Genomic DNA, 23790 nt, shown 5'->3' with positions numbered 1-23790 from the left:
GCCCGCTCGGCCAGGTGGTGGAGCTCCGACCGGGACCCGGCGGTGCGCAGCGGGGGGGCCGGCCGCTGGTGGGTTACCTCTGGGCAGGGCGGGGAGCTCCGACCGGGACCCGGCGGTGCGCAGCGGGGCGGGGCCGGCCGCTGGTGGGTTACCTCTGGGGGGCCGGTTCGTTGGCCTGGTGTGAGCGACGAGGCGGCCCCGGTGGACGGCGGCACGATGTACGCCGTCGACGTCGGCAGCGAGCCGTTACGGCCGTTGGGCATGCAGGCGTGGGCCGTCGACGCGCAGCGGGCGCAGGTGGTCTTCGCGGCCTCGCACCGGGTCGAGACGTTCGCGTCGGCCGGCGGCCGCGGGCCGGATCCGCACCTGGCCGGGCTGGCGTCCGGCGGGTGGGCGCGGTTCGACGACTTCGAGGGCTGGGCGGAGCCGGCGGCCGGCTGGTCGGCCGTCCTGGACGTGGCCGGCGACGTCCTCATGGTGACCGGCCGGTCCGGCGTCTGTTTCTACGAGGGCGGCCTGAACAGCTCGCGCGCCTGGCGCCGCACCGCGCGCCGTCACGGTGTCTTCGTCGCCCTGGCCGGCAGCATCACCGGCCCCTGGGACATCGCGGAGGCGCAGCTGCGGGGGGAGATGTACGCGCTGCTGTGCCCGGTGGTGCTGGTCTGAGCTGGGGTGGGGCGCAGCTGCGGCCCGGTGGGGCGGGCGCGCGGCTGGGTGGGGGTGGTCAGGCGCCGAGGCCGATGTGGCGGACGTAGGTGTAGGCGCCCCAGTCGGAGTCGAGGTCGGCGATGACGTCGTCCCAGATCTCCTCGAGCTTGCCGACGTCGCCGGCGACCATGGCGTCGACCGCGTCGTCCCAGAGGTAGCGGACCTGCAGGGTGCGGATGCGTAGGTTGTCGCGGCGGCGGGGTTCGTCGACGACGTCCTGGTTGATGGGGTGGATCTCGACCTTGGTGCCCTTGCCGTTGTTGTTGAGGTGCTGCTTGAACGCGCCGGGGTTGTTGAGGATGTTGGCGGCCCGGAGGTTCCAGTAGGCGGTGTCGATGGCGTCGAGGTTGGCGGGGAGGGGGTGCTGCTTGCCCTTGGTCCAGGCGCTGATGGTCTTGGGGACGGCGGTGATGCCGGCGTCGGCCATGGCCTGGGCGCCGCCTTGGGTGGTGGTGAGGTACTTCATGCGGGCGATGAGGCCGCGGCGGGTGGTGACGGGGGACTTGATGCCGCCCTCGACGATCATCCGTTCCAGGGCGTCTTCGAGGGCGCGGGCGAGGACGATTTTCCCGTGGCGGTTTTCGGGGTCGAGGTCGGCGCCGTATTTGCCGAAGTTCTTCCAGCCGTCGGTCGACATTAGGCGGCCTTCGCGTAAAGGGTGTACTGGGTCTTGAGCTTCAGCTGGGTGGTGAGGCGGCCTTCGTTGAATACCGTTCGCCATGCAGTGTCGCCGGTGATGTGGAGTTCGTCGGTGCCGCGGAGTCGGACGATGGTGAGGCCGTGTTCGTGGGCGCGGTGTGCCTTGTACCAGAGGTTGGCGAATGCCTGGCTGCGGATGATGTGCATCCAGTCGGGTCGGCGGAGGTCTCGGTTGAATGATGATTCGCCGATGGTGGAGACGAACTTGGAGTAGATCGCCTTGACGTATTTCTCGGTGACGTCGTCGCCGTCGAGGATGGCCTTTTCGCGGGCGATGGTGAGGACGCGGCGGAACTTCTCCGCGATGTTTTCGGAGGCGCCGGAGGTCCATGCCTGGGTGATGTGCGGGGCCTCGGCGAGGCCGAGCTTGTGGCAGCGGATCAGGAGGCGGATGGTGGCGTCGTCCAGGAGGACCGGGCCGAGCTCGCGGCGGTTGCCGATCGGGTCGGGCAGGTGCGGGTGTTCCCAGGTGGGGCGCTTGGGAAGGAGGTAGATGCCGGAGCGCTTGGGGTTGAAGCCGCCGTCCGGCTGGTGCTGCAGGGCGCCGATGGGCAGCCAGGTCTTCAGGGAGCTGCAGAAGGCGGCGTTGGTGTCCAGGACGTCGACGTCGATGTCCGGGTGGGTGCCGGCCTTGAGCTGGTCCATGAGCGGGCCGTTCTCCCACTTGTGGCGGCCCTCCCAGATGTCGTCGGCTCCGTCGCGGGATTTCTTACTGAGGAATTCGAGGCGTTCCGGGTAGACGGTGTGCTCGTAATTTCCGCCGACTCGGGTTGCCTCGAAGAGGGCCATTCCGTTCGGAATTGCTTTCAGCTCCAGCGCGGTGATCGCGGCCTTGGTGTCGCCGCCGTGCTCCTGGAGGGTCTGCTCGACGACCGAGTTGATCATGTCGAGGAAGTGGCCGTAGTCCCGGCCCGCGTAGTCCCCGCCGCCAGTGCGGGCGGGCCTGGGGGCGGCCGTACGCGCCGCGCGGTCCCGGGTCGGGCGCAGCGGGGGGGCGGGGGGCTGGTCGGGCGTCAGGTTGGCCAGGGTGTCCAGGGCTGCCGCGGTGGCCGGGGTGACCTCGGAGTCGAAGTCGGGGTCGGGCGCAGCGGCGGTGTCCTGGGCGGGGTGGCCGGGGACGGCGATGGTGGGCCAGTCGGAGGCCGCAGAAGCCTGGGTGGGCGCCTCCGGCGCTGTGGTGGGGGGGTTGGTGGGCGCCTCCGGCGCTGGGGCCGCGGGGGTGTTGGGCGCCTCCGGCGCCGGGTTGGGGCGGGCGTAGGGGTTGAAGGGGGTGGGGTCGGTGAGGCGGGCGTGGGCGCGGTCGGCGGTGAGGGTGAGGGTGGCTTGGGTGCCGAGGTCGCGTTCGGCGATGGTGAGGAGGAGTTGGGTGGTGGGGGCGTCGGGGTGGGGGTGGAGGGTGAGGGTGGTGTCGAGGCCGAGGGCGGTGACCAGGTCGGGCTGGTCGGTGTCGAGGATGGCCAGGACCGGGACGTGGTGGGTGCGGGCGAGGTGGGCCAGGGCCTGGGCGGCGTCGGTGAGGCGGGGGCCGGACAGGGGCAGGCGGGGGTCGTCGAGGGCCTGGAGGCGGTCGACGACGACCAGGGCCAGGCCGGGCTGGCCGGTGGTGTGGGTGAGGTCGGCGGCGAGGTCGGCGGCGGTCTCGGCGATGGCGTCGGGGGTGAGGTCGGTGCCGTCGTCGATGTAGAGGCGGGCGGCGGCGAGCTCGGTGTGGAGGGTGGTGGCGTCGGCCTGTTCGGCGGGGGTGAGGTGGCCGGTGCGCAGGCGGCGGTAGTCGACGGGCAGGTGGGCGGCGACGATCCGGGCGGCGACGTCGGCGCGGGTGAGGCCGGAGGCGGCGTAGAGGACGGGGAGGTGGTGGTCGAGGGCGGTGGTGCGGGCGGTGGTGGTGGCGAGGAGGCTGCCGCCGGTGCCGGGGGCGGCTGCGGCGAGGTAGAAGCGGCCGGGCTGGAGGCCGCCGAGGGCGTCGTCGAGGGTGCGGATGCCGGTGGACAGGGCGCGCGGGCCGGCCGGGGTGGTGTCCGGGTCGGGGGCTTGGGGGGTGAGGACGGTGGTGAGGGCGTCGGCGAGCGGGGCGAGGCGGCGCGGGGGCCGCGGTGTGGCGGGCGCCGCGGCCGGCTGGCCGGCCGGCGGGGCCGCGGCCGCGGGGTCCTGCAGGGCGGGCTCGCCGGCCGCCGGTGCCGGGGCGGGTGCGTTCGGGGTGGCCGGCTCGGCATCGGCGGCCTGGCCGGGCACAGCCGCGGCGGGGTTGGCGGCCGGGACGGGCTCGACCACGGCGGGGGCCGGGACGGTGGCCGGCTGGGCGCCGGAAGTGGCCGGGGTGGAGAACAGGGTGTCGTCCGGCTCGACTTCGCTGCTGCGGTCCGGTGCGGCCGGGGCGGGCGCTGCTGCGGCGGGGACGGTGGCCGGGGTGGGCGTTACAACTCCGGTGCTGGGTCCGGTCGTTGCTGCTGCGGCGGGTGTACCGGGGGCGGGTCGGCCGGGGTGGCCGGGGGGCGGGAGCGGGGTGCCGTCGGGGGCGGCGGGGAGCAGCACGGCGAGGGGGGTGACGTGGCGGCGCAGGACCTGGGGGTGGCCGGTGGCGGCGGCCTGGATGAGGTCGCCGAGCTTCTTGCGGGCGTCGGCGGTGCCGTGCGCGGTGGCGGTGGTCAGGTCCCAGCCCAGGGTGGTGGCGGTGGTGGGGGCGGTGAGCAGGGCGTGGTGGGTGCCGCGGGCCAGTGGGGTGGAGGTGCCCTGGCCGGCGGCGCTGATCAGCTGCGGGAGGGTGCTGCGGGCCTGGTGGAGTGTCTGCGGGCTCGGGGCCAGGACCAGGTCGAGGCCCGGCGGGAGCGGTGCGGGCGCCGGGTCGAGGGTCGAGGGGACGGTGGGGGCTTCGCCGGCCGGGGCGGTGGCCGGCCGCAGGGCGGCGCCGGCGGCCGGGGTGGCCGGGTCTTCACCGGTCGGTGCGGCCGGGGCGGCCGGGACGGGGTGGGGCGCGGCGGGGACTTCACCGGTCGGGGCCGGGGCGGTGGGCGCCGTGGTGGTACCGGTCTCCGGGGCGGGTACGGCGGCGTCCGGCTGCGGTCCGGCCGGAACCGGGGCGGCCGGGGCGGCCGGGGCGGGGGTGTTCTCGCGCGCCTCCGGCGCGGGGGCGGCGGTGGCCAGGCGGTGGTGGTCGGCTGCGGCTTTCAGGCTCGCCAGCTTGGGGCGGTCGAGGACGGTGTGGAGGTGGTCGTCTGCGACCAGGACCAGGGGGAAGCGCTCCGGCCCGCCGGGCGCCCAGAGGCCGTAGAGCGTCTGCAGCGCGGCGGTGGCCAGCCGGTGGGCGTCGGGCACGACCAGGAGGCGGGCGGAGCGGTCGAGTTCGGCGGCGACGAGTTCCAGCGCGGCGCTGTGTTCGCGGGGCTGCGGCTGGCGGTGGTGAAGGCCGAGGGCGGTGTACAGGGCGCGGATGAGGGCCGGTTCGTCGGTGCCGGGGTGGGGGCGGATCCAGACGGCGGGCAGGGGCTGGTGCTGGGTGGCGGCGGTGACCGCCGTGATCGCGGTGTCGGCGGGGGCGGGGCCGGTGACGCACAGCAGGGCGTGGTGCTCGACCGTGGAGTGCAGGTCCTGGAGCAGGCCGTCGGCCGCGGCGGCGGGTGCGGTGGCCGGGTCGGCGGCCGGGACGGTGGCGCCGGCGGCTGTGGGGTGCGGCCCGGCGGCGGAAGCCGGGGCCGGGACGGTGGCGGGGGTCGCGGGCTGCGGCGCGGCGGGGGCGGTGTCGGCGGCCGGGGCCGGGGCGGCGGCAGACTGCGGCACGGGGGGCTCCTGGACGCGGTGGTGGGTGATGTGGGGGTGGAGTTCCGCGAGGTCGTGGCGCCTCAGGAGGCCGTCGAGGGTGGTGTCGCCGACGAGCACCAGCGGGAACGGCTTCGGCGCCCACAGGCGGTGCAGCAGCTGGAGCGCGGCCGGGCGCAGCCCGAGGGTGGTGGTGGCGATGACCAGGCGGGGGGTGTGCTGCAGCTCGGCGGTGATCAGGTCTTCGGCTTCGTCGAGACCGGGAAGCCGGCGGTGTTGGCCGAGGCCGAGCCGGGTGTACAGGGCGCGGATCAGGGACGCGCGGTCGTGGCCGCTCACCTGCACGGTCGGCAGGTGAGCGGGCTCGAGGTCCTGGGCCTGGGCGAGAGCGGTCTGCGCGGTGGTCGTGTGCGTGCTGGTGACCGCCAGGATCGTCCCCGGGGTCTGGGTGGTGACGCTCAGGAGCTCGGCCAGGTCGCCCAGCGGCACCGGCGCCGGTGCCGGGGTTCCGGCCGGCGGCCCGGGCTGGGCCGGGGCAGTGCTGTCCGGGTCCGGGTCCGGTCCGGCGGGGGTGGGGAGGGTGACAGCAGCCGGGGCCGGGCCGGGCACGGCGGCGGCCGGGTCGGCGACGGCCGGGTCGGCGACGGCCGGGTCGGCGACGGCCGGGTCGGCGACGGCCGGGTCGGCGACGGCCGGGTCGGCGACGGCCGGGTCGGCGACGGCCGGGTCGGCGACGGCCGGGTCGGCGACGGCCGGGTCGGCGTCAACGGCGTTGGATGGAGGGGTAGTTACGGCGGCCGGGGTGGCCGGGTGGGGGACGTCGCCGCCCGGAGCCGAGGCGGGGCGCAGCGAGGCCGGGGCCGGGACGTCGGTGGCGTCGGTGGCGTCGGCCTCCGGGGCGGCGGCCGTGGCCTGGCCGGTGCCGGACGGGGTGCCCGGCACCGGGGCGGCGGCGGGGCCGGTCTCCGGGGCGGCGGGTACGGCGGCGGCCGGGTCGGCGGGCGCGGCCTGGGCCAGTTCCACCCCGGCGGCGAACTCGGCCGCGGCGACCGCGCCCAGCGCGGGCCGCAGGTGGTCGGCCACCAGCTGCTCCAGGGCCTTGTACACCTGGCCCGCCCTCTGGCTGGTCGGGCCGCCGAACGCGGCACGAGGAGCGGTGAGCAGCGCGAGCCAGTGCGTCCCGGTGAGCTTGCCCCGGGCGGCGGCCCCGAGCGCGGACTTCAGCTTGCGGCCCGCCGGGGTGGCCAGGTGACCGCGCGCCGGATTCACCAACTGGTAGGCGGGCATGGCCAGGTTCTGGCGCAGCCCCAGCGGGATCGACACCCACAGCGGGTCTTCCGGGCCGGGAAGGTTCAGGTACCCGGCCGCCCCCGGCTCCGGGGCGGAGGCGGCCGGTGTGGCGGGGGTCCGGCCGGACCGCCGCGAGGAACCGGCCCCGCGTACGGCTCCGCGCGGGGCGCTGCCGGAGCGGGCCGGAGCGGGCGCAGCACCGGCGATCGCGCCCCCGGCACCGGCCGTCGTGTCCGGGGTGCTGGTGGTCGTGTCCGGGGTGCCGGCGCCCCCTGCGGCCGGGACGAGCGGGTCCTGGCCGGCCGGGCCCGCGACCGGCGGGGCCCCGTCCGCACCGCGCGCCGCACCGGCATCACCGCGACGGCCACCGGCAGCGGCGCGGGAGGAACCCGAACGAGAAGAGGACACCAGGCACTCCAGACACAGAAGAGACGCACAGCAGACAACGACCGGGAGACAACCGGGGGACGACCGGCACGGCCCGGGGGCGACGGCGCACCGGCCCGAAGCGGGCGGGCGCCACCACCGACGGGGCAGCGGAGCCGACCGGACGGCGGCGTAGACCGGCGGACCCGGCGGACCGGGCGACGGCGGACCGGCGGGCGGCAGGAGGCCGTCCCGGTCCCGGGCAGGGCGCAGCACGGCCCCAGGCCGCAGGCCATCCGCACCCACACACAAGGTGTAACGCTGGCTGTCAGTCTAGCCACACGGGTACACACCCGGCACGGAATGTTGTAACGAGAACGAGTGAAGGCGTGTCACCCCGGGGGCTCGGCGGCGCGGGCCCGGGCGGCAGCCGGGCAGCCCCGGCGGACAGCGCGGGCGGGGCGCAGCGGCCGGACCGGCGGGACGGCGGAGGCCCGGAGGCGGGAGCGGCGGACAGCGGGCGGCAGACGACGGACGGACGGCAGACGACGGACGGACGGCAGACCGGGGCAGGGCGCAGCAGCCGGACCGGGGCGCGGGCCCGACGGACGGAGGTACAGCGCCCGGGCGGCAGCCGGCGGACCCGGCGGCCGGGCGTGGCACAGCGAACGGCTGACCGGCGGGAGAAGCGGGCGGACCGGGCGGGCCCGGCAGCCCGGGGCGGGACAGACGCGCGCCCGGCGGGCGCCGCCCGGACCGGGCGGACCGGGCGGGAGAAGCTGGCGGCAGCCGGCGTACAGGCGAACCCCGCAGGGACCCGACGGCCGGGCGGGCCCCGGCGCGGCGGAGGTACGGCGGGACGGACAGGCGGCGGGACGCCCGAAACGGGCGGCCCGGAACCCCGGCCGGGACAGGACGGGACCGAACGGAAGCGGACGGCGGCGGACGGGACCGGACGGCGCCGAACGGCCGGGGGCCGGAGAGGTCACTCCCCAGCGCGGCGGCGGACGACGGCGCGGGCGGGCAGGCGGCGCAGCGGACGGGGGCGGCCGGAGGGCGGGGGCGGCGGACGGCGGGCGGCGGGCGGCGGTCGGAGGCGAACGGCGGGGCCACACGAACGGGTGACCTCGGAGTGTCGCGCCCACCAGTCGCACCCCGGGGCCCGGTACAACGGTGCACGGTGGGATCCGCTGTCCCTACGGCGCCGGCGAACAGCAGCGGCGGCGAAGCGGGCAGCACAGCACGGCAGGCGGGACGGCCGGAGGACGGCGCCCGGCGGACGGGACGGAGCTGGGGCGAGGCGGCCCGGCGCCCGGAGGACGGCGAGGCGGGTGCGGACGGCGACGGGTCTACGGCTCCCAGTCATGGCGGTAGTCAGGGTGGTCCTTGCACTGCTCAGCAAGCTTGAGCATCAGGTTGCCAAGCGCGGTAGCCGTAGGCCATCGCCGGTTGTTGACCGCTTCGCAGTACTCGTTGACGATCAGCTCGACCACGGCAGCGCCCTCGAAGGGATGCCCAGGATCGGCGATGCGAGCGCGGAGAAATTCATGCACGAAGGTCTCGCTCTGCATCTGCTGTTCCCCGAAGTCGTGGTGTGGTGTTGCGTCATTCTGGCAGCTTCGCCGCACCGGCAGGAGCGGCCGGGTACCCGGTAGGCCCCCGGCGGGCCGGTGGCGGAGGCCGGACGCGACGGGACCGGCCGGGGGCGGCGGAGGCGGAGGCGGAGGCGGAGGCGGACCGGGCGCGGGCGGCAGCGGGGCGGGCGGCAGCGGGGCGGGTAATCCAATACGTGCAGCTTGTACCGTATGCACTATGTATGCCGATATTCGTACGGTGCTCCGGAAGCACGAGGAAGAGCTCCGGCTCTTTCGCCGGAGCCTGTTCTCTACGGAGCCGGCCGATAGCGGTCTGGCTTCCGTGCTGCCCGAAGCCGTGCTGGAGCAGCTGCGGTCGGAGGGGCGAGTGATGCCGCGCCGCTTCGGGCCGGTGCGCTCGGTGACCGACCAGCATGCTGTTCTCAGCGTTGTGGGGGACGTCACCGATCAGGCCATGCTCCTTGAGGGGTCCGGCCGGGAGGGGGCTGTACTGACGCTCTCGTTCGCCTCGCATCACAAGAAACTCCGTACTCGCCTGCCCGTTGATCTGGAGGAGGCGAAGGCATGGGTCGAGGCGATCGTGGGCCCTGGCTGGCTGCCGCACTTCTACTCTGCAGGGGCCCTGAGTGGCACCGCCAAGGGCGGGGCCTCGACCCCGAGGCCGCTGACGACGCAGTACTTCTACCTGTTCCTGGGCGCTGACGGTGTCCCGCATGCCGAGCCGGAAGCACATCGGCTCGGCGTCTTGACCCCGCTCGTTCAGACGCCCTGACGATCGTCGAAACCCAGAGCGGGCACCGGCGGCGGCACGGATCGCGGCCGGGGATACACGTCCTACGGTAGAGCCGTGAAGCTGACCGACCTCCGCGAACTGATGCGCCGCCGCCGAGCCGACTACAGCCTCGGCCTGAGCTTTGACACCTTCCGTGCCGATCCCATGATCGCCTCGCTCCAGTGGCCGGCCGACGTCGTTGAGCAGTTCCTCTACGACCACGGTGATCACGGTCCCTTCGAGCGCGACTACGGGAACGTCGACCTCGCCACAATCGTGTGGACGCTCGAAGCGGTCACGGCCGAGGAGCTGAGCACAATGCCGACCGGTCCGTCCGAGGCGGGCTGCATCGAGCAGTTCGCCCTCCACCCGGGCCACTACGTCAGCGTGCGCAACTCAGGCATCCACGTCGGCGTCGGCATCCACGTCGGCGTCGCGGAGATGTGGCGGGACCACGGGACCTGGAAGCGCCCGCCGCTGCTGCTCGACCGGAGGCTGCTGGACTCGTCGGCAAGCGGTCTGCAGGTGCTGGAGGGACGGACCCGCGTCGGGATTCTGCGGGGCCGCCTTCGAGAGAACGACTTCGTCGCGGCGACGCACGAGGCGTGGATCGGCCGGCCAGCCTGACGGACTGCCGAGGGCAGGTGCCGGCGGCCGGACCGCGGACCGAACAGGAGGCAGGGTGGGTCCCCGCCAGGTGCGGGGTGCTCTAGCCGGTGACGGGGCGGGACGGCATTCCCTTGCGCGTCTGGCGGAGGAGGCCCTTCAAGATCTCCTCCTTGCCGATGCCGTGGTGAGCAGCGTCGGCTTCCGGCGTGGTCCTGTTCTTGCTGGCCTCCATCAGTTCCCAGCACTCGTCTCGGACGATGACGAGGGGCTTCTCCATGGGGTTCCTCTCAGCAGGACGAGCTGGCCCTGGTGTGGCCGGGGCACCAGCGTAGCCAGCAGCATGGCGGCGATCAGTTGCCCCAGGGCACGCGGGCGAGCACTAGGCCGCGGACCTCGGCGGCGCCGGAGGCGACCAGGCGCAGCGAGACGTGCTGGAGCTGGGATCCGGAGGTGAGGACGTCGTCGACGAGGAGGATGGTGGCGCCCTCGATCGCGGCGCGGTCTCCAGTCCAGGTAAGGGCGGCAGCGTGAGCGACGCCGGCCTGGCGCTTGTCCTCCAGTGTGCCGCGCGCGGACCGGGGGGTCTCCGCCGTCTTGACTAGGAGCGGGGATCCCGGCGCGCTGAGGGGGAAGGCGTGGGTGAGGTCCTCGTTGTATGCCGCGTCCATGATCCGCTCGATGTGCTGGATCGGGACGCGGCCAGCGTGGGTGGGGTTGCCGATGACGAAGTCGACGCCGTCCATCCGGTCGCGGTGTGTCTCCATCCAGCCGACCAGGAGCCGGCCGAAGATCAGAGCCCAGCCGTGCGCCCCGTCGTACTTCAGCTTGTGGATCTTGTCGCGCAGCGCCCCTGAGTAGACAGCGACCGCGTCCACGCGGGAGAAGCCGCGCTCGGCGAGCGGCAGCTGGCACAAGCGGTTGGAGCACGGCTGCCCGGGAGCGACGGCCTGGGAGCAGACCGGGCAGTGCGGCTCGGCGATCGGCTGGAGGGTCTTCTGGGCGCAGGCTGAGCAGAGGTGGGCGGCGCCGGTAAGGCTGTAGGCGCAGATGCCGCAGTTGGGGAAGCCTGCCGGTTGGGGAAGGGGCGTGGTCACAGGCCCGCCAGCGCGAGCTGCTGCCGCTGCTCGCTGGCGCGCTGGACGCTCTCGGCGGTGCCGAGGCGGTCCAGGATGTCGCTGGTGTGGGAGACCTGGATGGCCCGCCCTTCCTTGATCATTTTCTCGGCCCAGGGTTCGCTGGTGGCCAGGGAACGGATCAGGAATACCTTCTTGCCGTGTTCGGCGGCGATGCGGGCCTGCATCTTGGCGCCGGAGGTGCTGGAGGCTTCGATGACGACGCTGCCGAGCGTGGTTCCGGAGGTGACGACGTTGCGCTTGGGGAAGGTCCACCGGGCCGGGGGCGAGGTCGGCCAGAACTGGCTCAGCAGCGCTCCCCCGTGCTTGAGGATCGCGTCGGCCAGGGGGCGGTTCTCGGCCGGGTAGATGGGCGCGGCGATGCCGGTGCCCATGACGGCGACGGTGCGGCCGCCGGCGCGCAGGGTGGCGTCGTGGGCGGCGCGGTCGATGCCCTTGGCGAGGCCGCTGATGATGACGACGTCGTGCTCGACGAGCTCGCGGGCCATGCGGGCGGCACGGCGCAGTCCGTCTTCGGAGGCCTGGCGGGTGCCGACGACGGCGATGGAGCGGGCATCGCGGTCACTGAGCTGGCCGCGGTAGAAGAGGAACGGCGGAAGGTTGGGGACCAGGCGCAGGTTGGCCGGGTAGTCGGGGTCCAGGACCGTGACCAGCTGCGCCCCGGCCTTCCGGGCGGCCTCGGTCTCCTTGTCGACCCAATCGCGGAAGGGGTCGAGGTCCTTGATGGCCTCCTGGAGCAGGGGCCGGTTGCGCTGGACGGTGGTGGTGCCGTCCTCGCGCAGTCGCCCGTCGAGGAGGGCCGCGAGGTCGTCGGGCGTCTGGGCGTTGCGCGCGATCAGGTTCCAGTCGATCAGGTGCTCGCCGACGCGGGCGGCGCACAGGGCGAGCAGATCGCGGTGCTGATCGGTGAGGGTGAGGTCGGTCATGAAGATGAGTCCTTCTACTCGCGGCCCGAGGATGTTCGAAGGATGGTGCGGTGTGCTTGGGCCACCTCCATCATGGCGCACGGATGTGACAGCCGACCCGCAGGGGCGCCGACCAGTGCGTCGAGCCGGCCGCCCGGGCCTGAGGGGTTTCTCGGGCCCCGGCTGCTATTGATCTTGCTACTGGGCGGTGTCGAGGTACTCCAGCATGGCTCGCCGCAGCGACTGGGACGGTCCGTCGTCCACGCCGCCGGGGCAGCTGGTGGCCGCGAAGTCCGCGAGGTCGAGATCGTTGGTGTCGAACGGGTCGATCTTCACGCCGCGGCGCAGTTCGTAGGCGGTGTGGGCCTTGGGGTACTTCCCGACGGTCAGGGCGATCACCTCGGCCGCCCCGGCCTCCTCCAGGAGGATGCGTGCCCATTCGATCGACTTGCCCTCGGTGGTGAAGTCGTCGAAGACGATCACCGTCTTGCCGCGCACCTTGCGCCGGTAGTCGGGGTTGATCCGTACGGTGCGCGCCTGGGCGGCGATCGAGATGTCCACCCCCGTCCCTTCTCCCCTGCTGGCCCGGTAGCGCTCCAGGCTGGTGTCGGGGGCCGCGACGACGCGTTCGAGGAGGTCTTCCCGGTAGTACGAGCCGACCACGACCTTCGCCCTCTCCAGAAACCCTTCGAGCTGGGCGCTGACCCGGCCGGGCCTGCTGCTGGGGTAGACGCAGAACAGGCTGCGCCCGGGGAGGTTGCCCTCCAGGTATGCGGACAGGAGCAGGCTCAGCATGAGGACGTCGCGCGCGTCCTGCTCGCCGAGGGCGATGCTGTGGGAGCGGGTGAAGACGTCCTGGAGGGTGAAGGTGCGGCCGCCGCCCTTGGGGAAGGAGACGTTCGGGGGGAGCAGGGAGCGGAGGCGGAAGCGGCCGTCCTCGTCGTCGAGGGCGTAGGCCCAGGTGGGCTCGTGCAGGAGGTAGTGCTCGAGCAGCTCGCGCACCTCGTCCGGGGAGTCGGCCAGCAGCGAGGTGATCCGCTTCTTGTTGGCCTTGGCCCAGCGGGCGTGGACGTACACGACGCCGGCCTGGATGCCGGTGTACCAGTCCCACTCGGTGGTGCCGACCAGCAGGAGCTGGGTGGGGTACAGCTTCAGGGCCTCGGCGACGCTGGTGAGCCAGGCTCCGCTGCCGCGCGCGGGCCGGCCGGGGATGTCGTCTCGACACAGGTGCAGGGCGGGCTGCGGCAGGCCGGCGGCCGCGCAGGCGCCAACGGCGTCCATCGGATCGCTGGACAGCAGCACCCAGACGACGTCGCGCTCGCCCAGCCAGTGCAGCAGTTCGGCGACGCCGTCGTGCGCGCGAGTGGAGGTGCGCAGCACCGCCTTGTAGTCGAACACCACCGCGCGCACCGTGACACTGCCGTCGTCCACCGAACCCCCTCTTCCCGCCGCCCGTCGGGGCGGCTGAAGCGAACCGGTCTCCATGATCTCAGCTGCGGTCGCACCGCGGGTCGTTGGACGGGATAGCCACGGGTCGGCCTCTTCTCAGGTCTCCGGTGTTCCTTGGGTGATGGGTGACGACGGTGCGGTTCTCGGGGCGCCGGTGAAGTCTTCGGCGAGGACGGCAGAGCGGCGTTGGGGCTGGACGCCTTGGTGAGGGCCGACGGAGGAAGCCACGGTCACCCTTCGGTCTCCCCCTTCGGTCGCCGCCGAGCACCGGCGGCCCGAACCCGCTGGGAGCGGTTGTACAGCGGTGCGCCGTCGGGGCCGCGGGTGTAGCCCTTCACGTCGCGGTGCTCGCAACCGGGGCCGTGCTCGGCCCGGTTGGGGCAGCGGGTGTACTTCTGTACCGGCACGCGCACCTCGAGTGGGCCGCGCGGCACCACCTCTCGGTCCGGGCGGCGCTGCACCGGGCCGGGCAGCGGGGCGTCCTCGTGGATCACCGACACCCGGCGGGGCCCGGTGATGCCGGCCCGCCGGTCGGCCCGCTGCCGGGCAGCGCTTTCCTCGATGTGCTCGACGCGTTGGGAGAGCTCGCCGACGGTCCGTTCGCGGGGCAGTTCGCGCAGCAGGCGCAGCGCGGCCAGCACCGGACGGGCGTAGTGCCACGGGGTGGCGTCCCCTTCCAGTCGGCCCTTGGCCGGCAGCTCCCAGCCGTCCGGGATGACGAGTTCGGCCAGGGGCAGCAGCGGGCCGATGTTGCCGCGCGGGCGCCCGTCCGGCCGGGCGGACAGCGAGTAGAAGGTGAGCCACCAGCCGCCGTCCCACGTGCCGCCGTCCCGTGTGGCAGTGCGCAGCAGCTCGGTCTGAGCGGTGTCCCGCCCGTGCTGGTCCCACGACAGCCACCTAGATTCCCAGTCCCGATCGCCGGGGGTCCAGCGCGACCACGAGGCGGCGACCAGCTTGCCGCCGTCCCCGGTCTCCGCGTACGCCTCGGCGAACAGCGCGAAGCCGTCTCGGTTCTGCGGGGCGTCCTCCTCGTCGCCGGGCGGGACGGGGAAGCCGTGGTCGATGCAGACGTGGCCGAGGTCGGCCAGCGCGTGCTCGCGGGCGGTGGCGGTCAGGCCTGGTCCGATCCAGCGCAGTTCGGCGGCCGAGAGCCGGGCGGCTTCTTCGGCGACCATGACCTCGGCGGCCTGTCGGCGTTCGGTGAGGGATGCCCACGACGGCTCGACCCCGACCATGCCCTGTTCCAGCTTGGCCGTCTCGATCAGCGCCCGGGCGGTTTGGGTGCGGTAGAAGCGCAGTGTCTTGCGCTGCCAGTCCGGCAGTCGGATCGGGGACGGTGCGGCGTAGGCATACCGATTCACGCGGTCAGCACCCCCAGCGTCTGGGCGTAGCTGCGGCCGCGCGCGGACCAGGCCATGGCGTGCAGTACCCGCCGGGTGTCGTGCTCAGTCAGGCCGGGCAGCTGGTGCGCCAGCACCGCCGGGCAGCCGTTGAAGTCGAGCGCCCCGGCGATCCGGAGGACCATCAGCTGCGAGGTGGTGGTGCCCTCGCGCAGCGTATCCGGGTCGTCCGGGTCCGGCATCTCGTCCAGGACCTCCCAGACCTTCGGCCAGTCCACGTAGGCCATGGCCTGGTCGTCCCCGATCCACTTCACGAAGTCGCCATCTTCCAGGCGCGGCAGCCACATCCCGCCGTCGCCGGTCAGCAGCCACAGCGCGGCCTCCTGTGACCACGCCCCTTCCGCCCGGGCTGCCAGCGCGGTCTCCAGGTCCACTGGTAGGGGCCCCGGGTCGCTCACCTCGATCACCATCCAGCACCCCTTCCCGATTCGGTTCGGCCGCGGCGCCCCGTCCGGTCGCCCCGTCGCGCCCGCATGGGCCGCGCCAACATCAGCAGGTCGGCTCGCCGTCGGCCGGCGAGCTCGGTCGGGGGGTGAACAGCCGGGCCTGGTGGATACCCGCGTTCTGCAGTTCTTGCCGCACGATGCGAAGTACGGTGCGGGCCATGTAGGGCATGACCGCCCCCTTGCAGTCCATCCAGACCAGCGGTACGGACGGGTCGAGGCCGACGTAGTTCGGGCTGTAGAGGTCGCTGTCGGCGATGAAGTCCTCATCGGGGATCTCTTGGCCGTCCTCCAGGACCGCCCACAGCCGGTTGTCGGCAGCAGCCGTGAGTGCCTCGACCGCCTTGTCGTGGTCGCCCGACTCCACAGCGATTCGAAAGTGCTGGCTGAGCGCATCACCGTTCTCCCCGCCGGTGATGCACAACGTGCTCGGGTCCACCTCGATGCCGTTGGCCTCGTTCTCGGAGAGCACCGCGCGGCTCATCCAGTGGGCAGCCAGGGACGGCACCCACTGGCAGGCGTCGGCGATGCGCCACAGCATCTCGGAGTCGGATCGGCTCGCGGCCTGTTCGAACTGAGTCCGGGCCGCTCCCCAGCCGCTGGGGCCGTCCTCGTTCAGGATGCGGCAGCCGGCCTGGAAGTACGCCTCGGCGCTGGTCGGTGCGCCCGCTGGATTTCCCATAGCGGCCATGTGTAGCACTGGGGTCTGACGGTGCGCCGACGAAGTGGTGCTGCCTGCCGCCTCCGGGGGCGGCTCCGCGCCGGTCGCCTTCGGCTGCTGTCAGGGCCCCGGCCGGATGCCGGCACGGGGTGGAACTGGGTCCCGCTGGGGGGATGAGGTCCAAGGAGCTTCCCTTCCACTTCAGCTTCAACGTGCCATGTACATCGGGTTGTTGAGGTGGGTGGGCGGTGCGGTCGCCATTCCCACGTGGGGGCTCGCGGCCCGGAGATTATCGGGCGTACCGCGGCCCACCCACCTCGTCCGTCCTCGGCCGAGGACGGGGGTCTCCACCGTGGTGCGGCGGACACCGCCGTCCTCGGACGGGCGGGGTGCCGGTCAGCGGGAGCGTGGTTCGCCCAGTACGTACCGGCGGATCGTCTGGGCACTGACCCCCAGGGCCCGGCCCACTTCGGCAAGGCTGCTTCCCGGAAGCAGGAGGAGTTCCCGGGCGTGTGCGATCTCGGCGTCGCCGAGTGGGGGCTTGCGGCCCAGGACGGGTGCCTCGCCGGGGGCGTAGCCGAAGGCGGCGGCGTCGTCGTAGGGGATCTGGGTGGTCATGCAGTGGTAGAGGCACAGGACGAGTCGGCGGCCGAGCTTGCGCAGGGCGGTGGCGTGGGCGTCGCCGGCATCACGTCGCTTGCGGTAGTAGGCGGACGCGCCGGGGGAATGCATGGCCCAGGAGAACGCGGCGAGGTGCAAGGTGGAACGCAACAGGGTGGACGAGGCGCGGCGCAGCGATACGCGTGCGGTGGTTCCGGAGGCCCAGGTGACCGGCGCGACGCCGGCGTAGGCGGCCAGGGCGCGGCCGCTGCCGAAGCGCTCGTGCGGCCGGTCTCCGATCTCGGAGAGGAGCTGGGCGCCGAGGATTGTGCCGATGCCGGAGATGCAGGCGGTGATGTGGTGGTGCTGCTGGCGGGCGTAGTGGTCGGCGGTCTGAGCTTCGAGGCGGGCTGCCCGGTCGGCCGCGGCGGCCAGGGTGGCGGTCAGGTCCGCGATCCGCACAGCTTCGGCTTCCTCGACCAGGGGGTGGAGGAGCATGGCGGGCCGGTGGAAGTGGAGGTGCAGGCGTTCGGCCTCGCGGTCCGTGCCGCGGGTGCGTCCCGCGCCGCGTAGCAGGTCGGCCAGTTGAGTGCGGGTGAGGCGGCTGGCTGCTCGGGGGCCGGGCGCCGCAAGGAGGATGGCGAGGGCTTGCGGGTTGCCCAGGCCGCCGCGGGTCGCGGGCCAGGCGGTGATCGCGTTCGGCCAGGCCCGGGAGAGGGTGGCGCGCAGTGCGTGAGCGGCCGCCATGCGGTCGCGGACGGCCGCCCGGTAGGCGTGGGTGATCACTCGGAGTGCCTGCGACGGCGGGCTGCTCTCGACGACGGGCCGGGCGATGCCCTGGCGGGCCAGGTCGGCGATCATCCGGGCGTCGGCCCGGTCGTTCTTGGGGATGCCCAGGGCGGTGCGGTGCCGGGCCGCCCTGGTCGGGTCGACGTGGACCACCTTCATGTCCGCGGCGGAGAGGGAGCGCGCGAAGGGCAGGCCGATTTCCTCGATCCCGGTGACCGTGGATCTCCAGCGGCGGGCCAGCGGCTGGAGCAGCGCCAGGTAGGCGGCGACAGGATCGGGTGTGGTGGCGTAGACGATGCGCTGCTCGAGTAGTGGCTGGCCGGCCTTGTCGAGCACGGCGATGTCGAGCCAGCGGTCCGCCCAGTCGATGCCCGCGAACAGCACGGTCGAACATTCCTTCCCTTGGTGGTATTAAAAAATACCACCAAGATCGGCGCGGTCCACGCGCCGGAGCACGGAAGAATGGGGCAGGTCAGTTGAGTCCGAAGATCACAGCGGGGTGCGAGTCGATGCCATGGGCAGTGGTCCCTCGGGCGCACCTCGCGCCCGGCGGCGTCTGGCCGGACGGGCCGCTTGCTCCTGACGCGCCTCCGGGAGCCCGCCTGGGGCAGGCTGTCGCGCTGGCCCTCGCAGCAGCCATGGAGCGCCGCGAGCTGGGCGCCCGCGCGCTCGCCCAGCAGGCCGGCCAGGGCATGACGCACCCCACGATCTTGGCCATCCTGGACGGCGACCGGCTGCCGGCCGCCCACACTCTGCTGCTGCTGGAGATGGTGCTGCAGACCCCGCTGTACCCGACGGACCTGTACTCCGAGCTCGCGGACGGGCAACACCCCGCCCCCTGACGGCGGCAGCCGGACCAGCGAACGACCGCGCCGCCTGGCTAAGATGGCACCTCCGCCGGTGTTCACGGCTGGCGGGTGGCGGTCTTTACGGGCCGAGGATCTCAACGAACCCGGCACGGCCATGGGCGCAGCACGGACTTGACAGTTCCCGTTGCCGCCCTGCCCGGATCCGGCAGCTCGTGCTGCCCTCGACCGCCCCTCTGACAGGAAGACCCCTTGATGGCCCTCACCGCGCTTCACCTCGACACCGAACCGGACAGCGCCGACTGGCTGGAACTCAGCGACTACGCCCCGGCCGACGACGGATCCCTCTGGGAAGACCTGCTTGTCGAGGGCGATCTCGCCGCCTCTCACCAGTACACCGCCGACGTCCGCCGGATGCTCCACACCGTCCCCGGCGCCCGCGCCCGCCTGGAGGAGCTCGGCGGCCTGCTGCTCATCACCATCGTCCGCGAGGCCATGCGCCTGGCTGTGTGTGTTCTGCGCCTGGAGGAGATCGGCGAGCTGCGCCGCTCGGATGCCGACCGGTTCGCCTTCACCAGCACCAAGGCCGGGGCGTCGGCCGGAGGCTGACGCTGGCGGACGCCCGGGGTAGTCACCGGGGGCGGCCTGAACGCAGAGCAAACGCCCGGCCGTCAGTTGGGGACTGACGGCCGGGCGGGCGAACAGCTTTCCGCGCGGGGGCTCATGTCCCGGAGTCGGCCCTCGAAGAGGGCGGCGCCTGTGGCAACGTCGCCTTCGAGGGCCCGCTGAGCCTCCCGCAGATGGCCTGTCACGCCCGACTCGCCGCGGACTGGTTCAGCGGTCGGCCAGCCGGTTGTGCAGCGCTCGGGCGGTGGGGTCGGTGCGCTCGCCGAGGTAGGCGTTCAGCGCCTCGTACTCGCCGCGGGTCAGCGCGACCGGCGCGCCTTCGGTGTCCAGCAGGTCGAGCGCGGAGGACGGCTTGCCGTCACCGGACTGCGTGCCGTCGACGAAGCCGATATTGCCCGCCTGGATGGTGAGGCCGCGAAGGACTGCGCCGTCGCCAATGCTGTTGTAAACGCTGCCCATGTGCTGCTCCCTGCGGGTTGACGGAATCTTGAGGTCGACCGTAGCTGCTGTGGATCTTGGGCGGAACTGCCGAGTGATCTTCGCCCTCCCTCCCATTGCCACGGAGCCAGGCAGAAGAGCGCCATCCCAAGATCCTTGCTTAAGGATACGAGTAAGCATAATGTGTGCGCAGCCCCGTCGACCCCGACCCCCTCCGGGCGCGCCAACCCAGGCCCGAGACACACCCCGCCGGCCCGGCGCAAGGCCCCGGCGCCCCGACCCTCCCGATTGGATGGACAGTGCCCTCGATCCCCGCGGACACCCGCAAGCAGATGGCCGCCTACCTACAGCAGCTGGCGGCCCGCATCAACGAGAAGGGGTACGCCATCCCCTTTATCCCGGCCGACCCCCGGACCGGCGAGCCCTCGCTCGCCTACACAGTGGGACTGCACGTCCACCGGGGCTACGAACTGGCGGTCAGCGGACTCGACTACGAGATGTCCTGCTCCGCGCTCAACTCCCTGGCCGTGCGGCTGCTTGAGCAGCAGACTCCCCCGACGCCGGACATGGAGGTCAGGGGCGCCGTCGGGGGCGGCTACCCACTGCGACTGAGGCAGGCGGGCAGTGCATTGCCGTTCGTCCTGGTTCGCACCATCTACCGCCGCAACCCGCCCGTCTGGCAAGCGGTCTGGCCGGACCGGGAGGGCCGATTCCCCGGCGATGCGGCGTGCACCCTCTCGACCGGGGCACAGCTCCCCCTCTAGGGAATTGCTTAATTCCATGACTTCGCCTATGGTTTGACTATCGGCCGCGCAGCGAGCCGGTCTTCACAACGTCGGTCTCCTCGCCAGAAGGGCACAGCGATGCGAATTTCGGAACTTCTCAACCGACTTGAGGAGCAGCAGCAGCGCGTAGGGAACGTCGAAGTCGCCTCGATCCTCTCCAGCAAGTGGGAAGGCGCCGAGGGCCCCGTCATCGGCGTGAAGACCGACCGGGGTCACCGCGGCACCGGCTCCGTCACGGTCCTGCTCGAAGGGCGCAACGACGACGAGGACGCCCCGCAGACGCACTCCGAGCACCCGCTGACGGTCCGCGATCTCATCGACCGGCTCACCGAGGTGCAGGAGAGCACGGGAGACGTCGACGTCAAGCTCCTGATCACCGGGGAAGACCCCTACGGAGGCGAACTCGGTCCGATCACCGAGGTCAGCGCACTGCGCTGGGCCAGCACGACCCTCGACGGGGCCACCGACGCCTCGACCACCATCACGATCTCGGGGCCGATCGAGAGGTGACCGGCCCTCGGAACCTCCATCGCCCCCGCGCTGACCCGCCTACCCGGGGAGCCCGAACCTCGGAGCAGCCATGTCCGTACCCCAGCCCGCCCTCGATGCCACGAAGCGCCGACCGTTCCTGCCCCAGGACTTCGACGAGCCTTGCGAGGGCTGCCTCGCCCCGGCCGGCTCGTACTGCCGCGCGGGATGCGACTGCGGCTACACCGCCGAAGACGCCCAGGCGGAGGCCGCTCGCGGGTAGTCAGCCCCGCCCGGCCCGGCCAAGCCCGGTCCAGCGTCCCGCCGTCCCCCACAACCGCCACAACCCCGCACGGAGCCCCCATGCGCATGCTGCTCCCCGCCACCCGGCCGGGGCACCGGGGCGGGTGCGTCCGGGCCCGCCAAGGATGCACCTGCTTCTACTTCGCCTTCGCCCGGGGCCGGGCCAAGGCGGCCGAGCGACGGATCGCCCGTCGTATCGAGTCGCGCCGCTGGCGGCGGGACGAAGCCGCGCTGGACACCTGACCGCTGCACGGCTCAGCCCGCCCCGCCCCGCCCCGGGGTTCCCCTCCTCACGCCGGACTGCCCCGGCGCGCACCGAGATCGGACTTCCCATGACGCACGACCCCATGCCCGCGAGCCCCCTCCACCGGCCCACTGTCACGGGCGCCGCCGCACTGCGTGACGCGGCCGCCGAGATGGAGTGCCGCCTGGAACTGACCGCCGACGACCCGAGGGTGACCAAGTCCTCCGTCCTGAGCTTCCTCCACCGCCGCGCCGACGACCTGGACAAGGGCCTGCCCGCGGGGTGGGCGGCAGTTGACCTGGGCGTACTCGAAGCGGTGCTGCTCGAGTCCCTGGGTCCCCACGGACGCGACGAGATCTTCGGAGCGTGGAGCAGGGCAGCAGCCCAGCCGCCGACGCGGGCGCAGGCCGCTGGGCCGCCTGTCGGCCTCCGGATCGACGTGGTGGTCGACCGCGCCCCCGACGACGGCACCGAGGTCCACGTCTACATGGACGGCACCCCCGCCCAGGCCATCGTGCACACCATCGACCCGGGGCGCAGCGGGGCCGACCACGAGTGGTGGGACTCGGTGACGACGCTGGGGCCCGAGGTGCCGCAGGCGGTACGCGACAAGGTCGGCGAGTACGCGGACGGCTACCACGATCCCGAGAAGTGCGGGCGGTCGTGCGCGTGAGGTTCCGCCGGTCCGGCGGGTGCGGGGCATGCCGCGCATCCGCCGGGCCTGTCCCGATGTTCCCTTCGTTCCTGTCGGCCGCGCCGGGCCCTGCCCGGCGGTGCCGTTCCTGTTGGAGAGGTGTCCTTTGAACAGCGGCAAGCACGCCGAGTTGTCGTCGCGGGTCTGGGCGGTGAGCGAGCTCCTGCGTGGAGATTTCAAGCAGTCGGAGTACGGCCGGGTGATCCTGCCTTTCCTGGTGCTGCGCCGCCTGGAGTGTGTCCTGGAGCCGACCAAGGACGCCGTCCTGGCCGCGGTCGCCGAGGGCACGCCGGACGGCGGGTTGCGGGCGATCACGAGGGCCGGCTTCTACAACACCAGCCCGCTCGCGCTGCGCACCATCGCGGGCGCAGGCTCGGACTGCGCCGAGCAGTTGCTCGCGTACTGCGGCGCGTTCTCGCCCGAGGCGCGCGAGGTGCTGGAGCAGTACGGCTTCGGCCCGCAGGTGGAGCGGCTGGCCACGGCCGGGCTGCTGCACCATGTCGTGGGGCGTTTCGCCGAGCTGGACCTCCGGCCGGCCGAGGAGGCCGCCAGGCTTGCGGCGACGGCGGGCGAGGACGGGGGGCCGCGTGAGGTCGTGTCGAACCACCAGATGGGTTACCTCTTCGAGGAGTTGATCCGGCGGTTCGCCGAGCAGTCCCACGAGACGGCCGGGGAGCACTTCACGCCCCCGGAGGTCGTCCGGCTGATGGTGAACCTCCTCGCTCCGGCCGAAGGGCAGGCCCCGGGCGCGCCGGGGGCGCCCCGGACGGTCCTGGACCCGGCGTGCGGCACCGGCGGCATGCTCAGCGCCGCGCAGGAACAGCTGCTGCGTCTTGACCCCGACAGCCCGGTGGAGGTGTTCGGACAGGAGCTGAACCCCGAGTCCTGGGCGATCTGCCGGTCCGACATGATGGTCAGAGGCCAGGCCCCGGAGGCCATCGTGCTGGGCAACTCCCTGACGCAGGACGGCCATGCGGGCGCGACGTTCGACTACCTTCTGGCCAACCCGCCGTTCGGCGTCGACTGGCGCAAGGCCCAGGGCGCCGTCGAGCGCGAGTACCGGGAGCTGGGCGAGCGCGGCCGGTTCGGCGCCGGCCTGCCCCGGGTCAACGACGGCGCGCTGCTCTTCCTCCAGCACATGATCGCGAAGATGAAGCCGGTCGAGGCATCGGGGAGCGGCGGCAGCCGGATCGCGATCCTCTTCAGTGGCTCGCCGCTGTTCTCGGGCCAGGCCGGGTCCGGGGAGTCCCGCATCCGGCAGTGGATTCTGGAGAGCGACCTGCTGGAGGGCATCGTCGCGCTGCCCGACCAGCTCTTCTACAACACCGGCATCTCCACCTACGTGTGGGTGCTGACCAACCGCAAGGCCGCGGATCGGAAGGGCGGTGTCGTCCTGCTGGACGCCCGGGACCACTGGCGCAAGATGCGCAGGGCGCTGGGCGACAAGCGCAAGGAGCTCGGTGAGGAGCACATCGCCGAGCTGACCCGCCTGTACGCCGGGGCGCCGCCGGTCCCGCCGGCTCACGCGCCCGGTGGTGCCGGCGGTTCGGGAGACGGGAAGGTGAAGGTCTTCCGCAACGAGGACTTCGGCTACCGGCGGATCATGGTCGAGCGTCCGCTGCGGCTGCGCTTCGAGGCCAGCGAGGCGTCGATCGCGCAGCTGGCGTCGGCGAAGCCGGTCCAGCGGACGACTGACGCGGTCGCGTTCGCCGAGGCGCTGCGCCCGCTGGCCGGCTCGGTGTGGGCGACGGCGGCGGATGCCCTCGACGCGCTCACCGCCGCGGTGGCCGCGGCCGGCCTGGTGTGTCCGTCGGGCGCCGCGTTCCTCCGGGCGCTGCGGGAGGCATGGGGCGTGGCCGATCCCGGGGGCGAGGTGCAGGGCTCGCCGGGCGGGCCGCTGCCGGACCCGGCGCTGAGGGACTTCGAGAACGTCCCGCTCGGGCAGGACCCGGAGGAGTACCTGCGGCGGGAGGTGCTGCCGTTCGTCCCCGACGCCTGGATCGACCACGCCAGGACGAAGGTCGGCTACGAGATCCCCTTCACCCGCCACTTCTACGTCTACAAGCCGCCGCGGCCGCTGGAGGAGATCGACGCGGACCTGAAGGCCGTCCAGGCCGAGATCCAGGCGCTCTGGGCCGGTCAGCCCTGGGCGACTCCGGACGTCCACCAAGTTTCTTAAGGTTACGAATTCGCATATGGCCGAGGGTGGGCGGCCCCACGCCCCGCCCTCGGCCTGCCCTCCGGCCTCTTTTC

The 23790-nt window shown here is 73.1% G+C and carries 23 protein-coding genes; 11 read left to right on the top strand and 12 right to left on the bottom strand.

Going from position 1 to position 23790, the window contains the following annotated elements; genetic code table 11:
* The first annotated feature begins 180 nt into the window (after positions 1–180).
* Positions 181–666, top strand: coding sequence for a hypothetical protein (locus F7Q99_RS36125; RefSeq protein ID WP_153469679.1), 486 nt, complete (start codon positions 181–183; stop codon positions 664–666).
* Between the two features lie 58 nt (positions 667–724).
* Here F7Q99_RS36125 and F7Q99_RS36120 read toward each other — a convergent pair whose 3' ends face one another.
* The 3 genes from F7Q99_RS36120 to F7Q99_RS36110 form a co-directional block, all read right to left on the bottom strand.
* Positions 725–1345 (bottom strand): hypothetical protein, encoded by a 621-nt coding sequence (locus tag F7Q99_RS36120; protein ID WP_153470341.1) that lies wholly within the window; start codon positions 1343–1345, stop codon positions 725–727.
* A complete protein-coding gene (locus tag F7Q99_RS42885; protein WP_153470338.1) occupies positions 1345–6858 on the bottom strand; it encodes a DnaB-like helicase C-terminal domain-containing protein in 5514 nt (1837 codons plus the stop codon). The genes F7Q99_RS36120 and F7Q99_RS42885 overlap by 1 nt, the downstream gene beginning before the upstream one ends.
* Positions 6859–8165: 1307 nt before the next feature.
* Positions 8166–8387 carry a hypothetical protein gene (locus F7Q99_RS36110; protein WP_153470335.1) on the bottom strand — a complete coding sequence of 74 codons (222 nt, stop codon included), beginning with the start codon at positions 8385–8387 and terminating at the stop codon, positions 8166–8168.
* Positions 8388–8628: 241 nt separating this feature from the next.
* On the opposite strand from F7Q99_RS36110, the gene F7Q99_RS36105 reads away from it, so the two are divergent.
* Together F7Q99_RS36105 and F7Q99_RS36100 are read left to right on the top strand one after the other, a co-directional pair.
* A complete protein-coding gene (locus F7Q99_RS36105) occupies positions 8629–9183 on the top strand; it encodes a hypothetical protein (protein ID WP_153470332.1) in 555 nt (184 codons plus the stop codon).
* Positions 9184–9258: 75 nt separating this feature from the next.
* The gene (locus F7Q99_RS36100; protein WP_326847516.1) at positions 9259–9810 is read left to right on the top strand and encodes a hypothetical protein; all 552 of its coding nucleotides are present in this window, start codon (positions 9259–9261) and stop codon (positions 9808–9810) included.
* A gap of 82 nt (positions 9811–9892) precedes the next feature.
* Here the strand turns inward: F7Q99_RS36100 and F7Q99_RS36095 are convergent, their stop codons facing one another.
* The 8 genes from F7Q99_RS36095 to F7Q99_RS36060 form a co-directional block, all read right to left on the bottom strand.
* Positions 9893–10069 carry a hypothetical protein gene (locus F7Q99_RS36095; protein ID WP_153470329.1) on the bottom strand — a complete coding sequence of 59 codons (177 nt, stop codon included), beginning with the start codon at positions 10067–10069 and terminating at the stop codon, positions 9893–9895.
* Positions 10070–10142: 73 nt separating this feature from the next.
* Positions 10143–10886 (bottom strand): ComF family protein, encoded by a 744-nt coding sequence (locus F7Q99_RS42185; protein ID WP_326847515.1) that lies wholly within the window; start codon positions 10884–10886, stop codon positions 10143–10145.
* Positions 10883–11851: a DNA-processing protein DprA gene (locus F7Q99_RS36085; RefSeq protein ID WP_153470326.1), complete on the bottom strand. Its 969-nt coding sequence runs from the start codon at positions 11849–11851 to the stop codon at positions 10883–10885. The genes F7Q99_RS42185 and F7Q99_RS36085 overlap by 4 nt, the downstream gene beginning before the upstream one ends.
* A 177-nt stretch (positions 11852–12028) precedes the next feature.
* The gene (locus F7Q99_RS36080) at positions 12029–13261 is read right to left on the bottom strand and encodes a hypothetical protein (RefSeq protein ID WP_153470323.1); all 1233 of its coding nucleotides are present in this window, start codon (positions 13259–13261) and stop codon (positions 12029–12031) included.
* A 248-nt stretch (positions 13262–13509) separates the two neighbouring features.
* Positions 13510–14640, bottom strand: coding sequence for a hypothetical protein (locus F7Q99_RS36075; RefSeq protein ID WP_153470320.1), 1131 nt, complete (start codon positions 14638–14640; stop codon positions 13510–13512).
* The gene (locus F7Q99_RS36070; protein WP_153470317.1) at positions 14637–15089 is read right to left on the bottom strand and encodes a hypothetical protein; all 453 of its coding nucleotides are present in this window, start codon (positions 15087–15089) and stop codon (positions 14637–14639) included. The genes F7Q99_RS36075 and F7Q99_RS36070 overlap by 4 nt, the downstream gene beginning before the upstream one ends.
* Positions 15090–15168: 79 nt before the next feature.
* Positions 15169–15804 carry a hypothetical protein gene (locus F7Q99_RS36065; protein ID WP_153470315.1) on the bottom strand — a complete coding sequence of 212 codons (636 nt, stop codon included), beginning with the start codon at positions 15802–15804 and terminating at the stop codon, positions 15169–15171.
* 375 nt (positions 15805–16179) lie between these two features.
* Entirely contained in the window at positions 16180–17556 is a 1377-nt protein-coding gene (locus F7Q99_RS36060) for an IS110 family RNA-guided transposase (RefSeq protein ID WP_153470312.1), read from the bottom strand.
* Positions 17557–17681: 125 nt separating this feature from the next.
* On the opposite strand from F7Q99_RS36060, the gene F7Q99_RS36055 reads away from it, so the two are divergent.
* Together F7Q99_RS36055 and F7Q99_RS36050 are read left to right on the top strand one after the other, a co-directional pair.
* Positions 17682–18014, top strand: a complete 333-nt coding sequence (locus tag F7Q99_RS36055) for an XRE family transcriptional regulator (RefSeq protein WP_153470309.1) — start codon at positions 17682–17684, stop codon at positions 18012–18014.
* 219 nt (positions 18015–18233) lie between these two features.
* Entirely contained in the window at positions 18234–18587 is a 354-nt protein-coding gene (locus tag F7Q99_RS36050) for a hypothetical protein (RefSeq protein ID WP_153470306.1), read from the top strand.
* Positions 18588–18812: 225 nt separating this feature from the next.
* Here the strand turns inward: F7Q99_RS36050 and F7Q99_RS36045 are convergent, their stop codons facing one another.
* Positions 18813–19064 carry a hypothetical protein gene (locus tag F7Q99_RS36045; RefSeq protein WP_153470305.1) on the bottom strand — a complete coding sequence of 84 codons (252 nt, stop codon included), beginning with the start codon at positions 19062–19064 and terminating at the stop codon, positions 18813–18815.
* 278 nt (positions 19065–19342) lie between these two features.
* Here F7Q99_RS36045 and F7Q99_RS36040 point away from each other — a divergent pair, with 278 nt between their 5' ends.
* The 6 genes from F7Q99_RS36040 (at position 19343) to F7Q99_RS36020 (ending at position 23716) form a co-directional block, all read left to right on the top strand.
* Entirely contained in the window at positions 19343–19807 is a 465-nt protein-coding gene (locus tag F7Q99_RS36040) for a DUF4262 domain-containing protein (RefSeq protein WP_153470303.1), read from the top strand.
* Positions 19808–19906: 99 nt separating this feature from the next.
* Positions 19907–20338 carry a hypothetical protein gene (locus F7Q99_RS36035; RefSeq protein ID WP_153470301.1) on the top strand — a complete coding sequence of 144 codons (432 nt, stop codon included), beginning with the start codon at positions 19907–19909 and terminating at the stop codon, positions 20336–20338.
* 70 nt (positions 20339–20408) lie between these two features.
* Positions 20409–20579 (top strand): hypothetical protein, encoded by a 171-nt coding sequence (locus F7Q99_RS40650; protein WP_195911399.1) that lies wholly within the window; start codon positions 20409–20411, stop codon positions 20577–20579.
* Between the two features lie 80 nt (positions 20580–20659).
* On the top strand, positions 20660–20842 hold the full coding sequence (locus tag F7Q99_RS36030; protein ID WP_153470299.1) for a hypothetical protein: 183 nt from the start codon (positions 20660–20662) through the stop codon (positions 20840–20842).
* Positions 20843–20931: 89 nt separating this feature from the next.
* Positions 20932–21516: a hypothetical protein gene (locus tag F7Q99_RS36025; RefSeq protein ID WP_153470297.1), complete on the top strand. Its 585-nt coding sequence runs from the start codon at positions 20932–20934 to the stop codon at positions 21514–21516.
* A 127-nt stretch (positions 21517–21643) separates the two neighbouring features.
* Positions 21644–23716 carry a type I restriction-modification system subunit M gene (locus F7Q99_RS36020; RefSeq protein ID WP_153470295.1) on the top strand — a complete coding sequence of 691 codons (2073 nt, stop codon included), beginning with the start codon at positions 21644–21646 and terminating at the stop codon, positions 23714–23716.
* Positions 23717–23790 lie beyond the last annotated feature (74 nt).

Source organism: Streptomyces kaniharaensis (assembly GCF_009569385.1).
GTDB classification, from domain to species: Bacteria; Actinomycetota; Actinomycetes; order Streptomycetales; family Streptomycetaceae; genus Kitasatospora; species Kitasatospora kaniharaensis.
The sequence above is the reverse complement of the archived record's forward strand: the minus strand, read 5'-3'. Positions and strand labels throughout refer to the sequence as shown.